The following is a 6,823-nucleotide window of genomic DNA, read 5'->3' on the forward strand; positions in this document are numbered from 1 at the left end:
GCTAGATTATTCGTAACAGTGGTAACATTCTGATTAGTAACAAAAAGTTGTGAACCATTTACCGCATCGGTTGAATTAGCAGAAATGTCTCCATTGGCAAGAAATTTAATTTTGCTATTTTCTTTGTCTGCTCCATGCTGTGCTACAAATGCCTGCTCATTATTACTCCACAACAGAGAATCTTTAGAGACACCATCAATTTTCTGAGTAAACTCATTGGCTACATGTGTTAAGCGGCTATTCACATTGTTGATATTGTCATCAAGCCCTGTCAAAGCATCACCAACATTATTATGGTCCTTAGTTATTGCTACACCATCTTCAGAAATTTGCGATAAATGATAGTGCGGACCAAACAAAATACCTTCGCTAAATTCCGCATCACCACCAAAAATGACTGCTACATCTCGGGATATTTTTTCAATCTGGCTACCATTAATTGCATCATGCGATCCTTGCGCAATCATGCCATCTTTAACATTATGGAGAGCAACCGGTGCCGTAGTCTTATCACCACCTAAAGACACACTATTATAATTAACGGCTCCATCTGCTTTTTTATCGTAGAGAACTGCAAAAGCACCCACTTTCTGAATATTGAACACCTCTTCACCAAGATCAGTAACCGTAGCTGATATGTTAGTAACCTTATCGTTAATATGGATAATATCCTTTTCAGCACCTGCAACACGATCATTCGTCTTCCAAAGCTGACTACCATTGATTGCATCATGCGAATTTTCAATAATTTTCCCATCTTTAACATTACGGAGAGCAACCGGTGCTGTAGTCTTATCACCACCTAAAGACACACTATTATAATTAACGGCTCCATCTGCTTTTTTATCGTAGAGAACTGCAAAAGCACTTCCCTCTTCAATGTTATTAATACTGTTACTAATATCTGCTATACGCCCATCCAGTTGTTCTTTATTAACAGCGTCATTAGCATTTACAGCTGCCTTCACACCGGAAATTATCCTATTTTCACCAGATTTGTTTGCAACATTGATTTCAGTACCACCTGTTGACTCACCAATGGTGATAGCACTTTCATTTTCCTCCTGCTTAACGAGGCTGTTTTTTGCCACATTCGCAATCTGATTTTGTATATTCGTGATAGAAGTATCAACAGCATTAAAAGTAGATTCAAAACCATTATGTGGTTTGCCCTGAATAATGTAACTGGGCGCCTTACCGTTAAATACATCCGCTCCACCACCAAAATATTGTGATATATTATGAGTTACACCTTCAACTGTATTCTCAATCTTCCCTAACTGCGCAAAATTCACTGCATCCTCAGGTTCTTCCCCAGCTGCCACTCCTGTAATCTGCTTATTGCCAGCATTAATACCATCCACAGTTATACCAGCCCCATTAGCAAACAGAATGCCATCATCACTTATAGAGCTTCTTCCAGCGGTAACTCGTTCCACTGTAATATTCTTAGCTAGATCAAATTTTACATTATTGTCTTCCTCACCTTTTATAATCGTAAGGTTGCCACTTGCCGCTGACAAATCTACAGTATCTTTTATACCAACGGCTTTAGCATTTTCACCCCCAACGGATAGGTTCCAACCTTGATCTACGTATTTTTGTAATGATTTTAACTGCGCAACATTCACAGCATCAGTATCATAAGTACCAGCTGCCACCCCTTCAAGCTGGCGCGTCATCTGATTTACATCATTACCAATAGTTGCTGGACCCGCATTACTTTTCCATACTTCATTCTCTAGCTTTGACGGGCTTTTAGTGAGAAAATCGAAACCGTAAGCACCCGGACCCGCCTTACTCGAAGAACCGTCCCCAAGAATAACCTTTCCATACGCCCGCGTTTCAGGCCCAGACCCTATAGCAACAGTTTCATCACCATCAGCCCTCACTCGTAAAGAATAAGCATTTACGAATGCATCTCTATTATCATCTTGGTTATTATATCCGGCATCTATCGCGATATTACCTAGTCCTAAAGCGTGCGCTGTAGAGTCTATAGCTACACTTTTCCCCTTTTCCGTATATTCCTCTGGATCTAAAATAACAGCGCCACCCACTGTAAAGATATTTTGTGCATCTTTCCATACAAACCTTCCGTCGACTGTTAAAACATTTATGACAGAATTTTCCCCCCCCATACCACTTGTATAATCATTATAAGCAGGAAGAGTACTTTGCGGATAAACCACGGCAGCATTCTTCACATTTTCAAGAGATGCTTTTGTTAAATCGAGATTTGCTGAAAAAACAGGAGAAGCATTCGATAAAAACAATGCCACCGCAGTTCCTAACGAAGCTACTTTAAACAATGATGATCGACGATGTGAACGAGAAAAACTCAAATCACGCAGATTTTGTGTAGTATATAATTTTTTCATAATACCCCCTTCATAATAATAGATTAAAAACACAAAAAAGGTATGCTCTAGAACTCTAAAGCTTTCTTATTTCCTTTGCGTGTTCCTGCTTTTACAGCGTGTTTTAGGTCATAAATAAAATTAAGACATAAGCTGTTGTTTCTACAGCGTCTTTAGAAGGGTAATTAGGGGAAGGTTCGTGAAAATCAATTTGAGGAAGGTAAAAAAATACTTAATATTAGAATAGATTTCATTTTTCTACCAAAGGTTGTGTGTCGTTTTTAGCTTTGATCTCTTTGAAAGAGGTATAATTTTTGTTGTGCCTATTGATCATCCGCTAGGCATCAGTTTATTTTTCGTGAATAAGATTTTTTATTTCATTAGAGGATTTATGAAAGCTTTTTACTAAAATGCCCCATCTATATCCTTACTAATGGTAATGTGTCTCGTTGCTGTATCCTGTTTTACAAAAATACTCACTGCTACTTGTTCTTTTATTCCCTTCAGTTGTGAAAAATTCATTGCACTATCTAGCACCCATATCTTTAGCTGCCTCATCAGAAATAGACAGTTTCCAACCTTTTTTCTTACGACTTCTTCTAAATCTTGCAACTGTCTAAGGTTCACTGCATCGGCAGATTTTCTATCAGCTGCTACGCCAGCTGCTACGCCTATAATTTGTCGCGTTATGTTCTTACTAGGAACACCAATACTTACTGCAACTTTCGTACTTTTCCATTGAGATTAGATGTTTTTAACCGGTCCTTGCAGAACAGACGTATCTCCAAAAACGCCAGCAGCTCTACCAGACACAGAGTTGTTCCCGATAGCTCTCCCATCAACCATCACTTTCTTTAGAATAGGAACCTAAAGCGATACTTCCACCCCCTTTTGCTTTTGAATAGAAGCCCATAGAAATAGCTTATTGAGCAAATGCATATGCACGGAGTGACCAAGAGCAATCGAACCATATTCTAAAGCTTTAGAAACAGCTCCTACTACTGTTGAATAATCACTCTTCGAAAGAGTATAATCATTTTCCCCGTGTTCGCTCTTCTTATTATATTCACCACCTACTGCGACACTGCTTTTCTCTAAAGCATGAGCCATATTGCCTACAGCAACGCTCCATTCTTTTTCCGTTTGCGCTCCACTACCCTAAAGCAATACTTGTGTTTGGAGTACATTGCATATCCTGTAGATCGTTGCATTATAAAGCATACGTTTAAAACTATACGAAAATAAAAGCTAAAACTGTCTTCTTTTAATAAAGGGTATATTCGTATTTACATTGCTTGAAGCATTTTAATAAATCAAAATAATAGCAATCAATTTTTTGAATCTTTACCACTAAGCTCTTTTATTCTCAACAAAAGTTGTAATAAGCTTTTTATATTCGGATTTTATATAATTACGGGAGTTTTATACATTTAGAATAGCTTTAGAGAGTTCTGGAAGAAAGTAAAAAATTTGCCCTTTTCTTAAATAAGAAAAAGGCAAATCAATTTTATGGATTTAGTCGTTTATTAGTTGAGTATCACATTAACCCCTGTACTTATACCCCAGTGACCTCCAGAAGTGGTAATTGACAAGTTGGAACCAATATCACCGTTCTCTGAAGTATAACCTGCACCAAAAGCAAAAGCAGATTGACTACGCCATAAACCACTACCAAATGCGATTGTTAATTTTCCAGGAATATCACTATAGCGTAAACCAGCTACCGCTAAACCAACAGCTGCTGCTTGTCTTGCCTCTTTTCGAACATCCTCAACAGCATAACTTAATGTCGAAAACTTCATATCCGTATACGAATTAGCCCCACTAACTCCATCTTTTACAAGATGAGAAATTTGCTCATCCGTATACTTATTGGCACTTTCAAGCACAAAATCCATCTTATCTTTTAATTGACCGCCATTAACCGCTTCTTTCGAATCCTTTTCAATCTTTCCATCGGCTACATTGGCTATTAATACTGGAGAACTTTCATCTCCACCAACTAAGCTAACTTTATTGGTCTTTTTTCCCGTTTCTTTATCTTTATCGTATTGTACAGATCCCTCCGTAACTCTATTTTCAATATCCTTGACCTGATCTGTAATCATCTGCTGAGTTTCCCAAAGCTGTCCTCCATTCACTGCTTCTTTTGAATCTCTGTCTACCTTACCATTCGCTACATTGATAATCTTACTTGGACTCTTAACACCCTGAGAATCCACATGAGATGCATCATAACTTCCTTTTTCTTCATTCCAATTCAGACTATTCAAAGAGGTACCCTTTTCAACTTCTTTTATACGATCGTTGATAGTGCTCATGCTGTCATTAACAACATCAAATGCTTCAGAGACATTATTACGCTCCTCTTTATCACCTTTCGTACCATCCTTATTAAAGACCTGAACAGTGAATTTTGGTCCTTGCCAGTTTCCTTCCTTATCATAACCAGCTCCTCCACCAAAATATGAGGCAAATGTCTGTTGAAGTGTATAAATCTGACCACCATTAATCGCATCCGTCGAATCTTCTGATATCTTTCCTTTCGCAAGGAACGTGATCTTGCTGTTTTCCTTGTTACCTTCTTTCTCATGCTGTGCTACAAACGCACCTGCATCATCACTCCACAACAACGCATTTTGCTCAATGTTGTCTGAAATCTCATTATGAAGATTCTTGAAAACCTTATTTACACCGGCAAACGCGGCTGCAATGCTATCATAATTCTCCTCTTCAAAGCTTCCATCTTCTTGGAAAGTCATTATCTTGAAACCTGGAAGCGCCCAGCCATCACCATCATACTTAGCATCACCACCAAAATACTTTGCTAGCGACTGATTCAGATCATAAATCTGTCCGCCATTAACCGCATCACTCGAGTCTGATACTATAGAGCCAGCCGCAAGTGATGTGATCTTGCTTGCTTTTCTGTCATCACCTTTCCCATGCAGAGCGATAAAAGCTTTGTCACCATCGCTCCAAGATAAAGAATCTTGTGCAACTCCCTCTGAGACCTCCTTAATGCGAGCGTTCACATTCTTGATATTGTCATCAAGTCCTTTAAAGGCAGAACCAACATCGGTATGCGGTTTATCTGTTACTTCGCCACCTTTATCAATACTGGATAAATTATAAGTTGGCCCTTTAAAAGCACCACCCTTAAATTCAGCATCTCCACCCAACAATTTTGCTATATCCATTGAAAGAATGTGAACCTGTCCTCCATTGATAACATCCGTTGAGTTTTCCGCAATCGATCCGGCGGCTACATTATGGAGCGCAACAGGTGTAGCATCCTTCCCTTTCCCAAAAGTTACATTTGTATAATCAGTTTGATTATCTGTTGTTTTATCGTAAAGAACAACAGAAGAACTATCAGACAGAAGGGTATCAGAAAGATCCTTCAAACCTTTATCAAATTGTTCTTTGTTCACAGCTTCATTGGCTTTTTCTGCTGCCTTCACACCAGAAAGGGTTCTATCCTTACCACTCTTGTTTGCGATATTGATTTCACTACCTTCTACTCCTTTACCAATGTTGATAACATCTTCATTTTTCGTAACAAGCAAATTACTGATTACATCGCTGATCGCAGTTTGAACCTTTGTGAAAAGTTTACCCACACCTGAAAATGCATCTGATACATTCTTATAGCTTGATTCAGCTTCAGTGCCATCATCATTGATAATTTTGAGCTTAAAATCAGGAACTTTCAATTCCCCATCCTTATATTCAGCGTCATCAGAAAAATATTTTGCAACCTTATCGCCCAGTGAATAAAGTTGAGAACCATTTACGGCATCCATCGATTCTTTCGTAATATCTCCTACAGCAAGCGATGTGATTTTACTTGCCTTTCTGTCATCACCTTCCCCATGCTGGGCGACAAAAGCTTTGTCAGCATCGCTCCAAGATAAAGAATCTTGTGCAACTCCTTCTGAGACTTCCTTAATGCGAGCATTCACATTCTTGATATTATCATCAAGTCCTTTAAAGGCAGAACCAACATCGGTATGCGGTTTATCTGTTACAACACCTTTTTCATCAATATTCGATAATTTATACCCTGGTCCTTTAAAGTTTTTGCCATCAAAGGATACATCGCCACCTAAAATCTTTGAGAAATCATCTGTGATGATATGAAGCTGTCCACCCGTGACTGCATCATATGAACCCTTGGCAATCTGACCATCAGCAACATTGTGAAGTGCTACAGCAGCAGAATTTGCACCTTTTCCTAAAGTCACACTCGCATAATTTATAGTGTTATTATCACCCTCTTTTTTATCATAGTGAACAACAGCCGAGTCATCTGATTGAAGACTGTTAGAAAGCTTCTTTAAACTTTCATCAAGCTGACCTTTATTAACCGCTTCATTATTTTGTGTTGCTGCCTTCACACCAGAAAGAGTTCGATCTGCTTTGCTACTATTAGCGATATTGATTTCACTGCCTTCTACTTC

General features: G+C 38.6%; 2 protein-coding genes and 2 pseudogenes. All 4 read right to left on the reverse strand.

Translation table 11 applies throughout. The features are described 5' to 3' along the window. Positions 1-2,381 (reverse strand): annotated as a pseudogene (locus tag ACFIK0_RS08715) (hypothetical protein); the annotation flags it as partial. Positions 2,382-2,765: 384 nt separating this feature from the next. Next, positions 2,766-3,071 carry a hypothetical protein gene (locus tag ACFIK0_RS08720; RefSeq protein ID WP_375663838.1) on the reverse strand — a complete coding sequence of 102 codons (306 nt, stop codon included), beginning with the start codon at positions 3,069-3,071 and terminating at the stop codon, positions 2,766-2,768. A gap of 156 nt (positions 3,072-3,227) precedes the next feature. Then, positions 3,228-3,485: pseudogene (locus tag ACFIK0_RS08725) on the reverse strand (hypothetical protein); the annotation flags it as partial. 401 nt (positions 3,486-3,886) lie between these two features. Then, positions 3,887-6,823, reverse strand: a 2,937-nt coding sequence (locus tag ACFIK0_RS08730) for a YadA-like family protein (protein WP_375663837.1), incomplete at its 5' end; no start/stop codon positions are given.

The sequence above is a fragment of the Bartonella sp. CL63NXGY genome, from assembly GCF_042194905.1.
Classification (GTDB): domain Bacteria; phylum Pseudomonadota; class Alphaproteobacteria; order Rhizobiales; family Rhizobiaceae; genus Bartonella.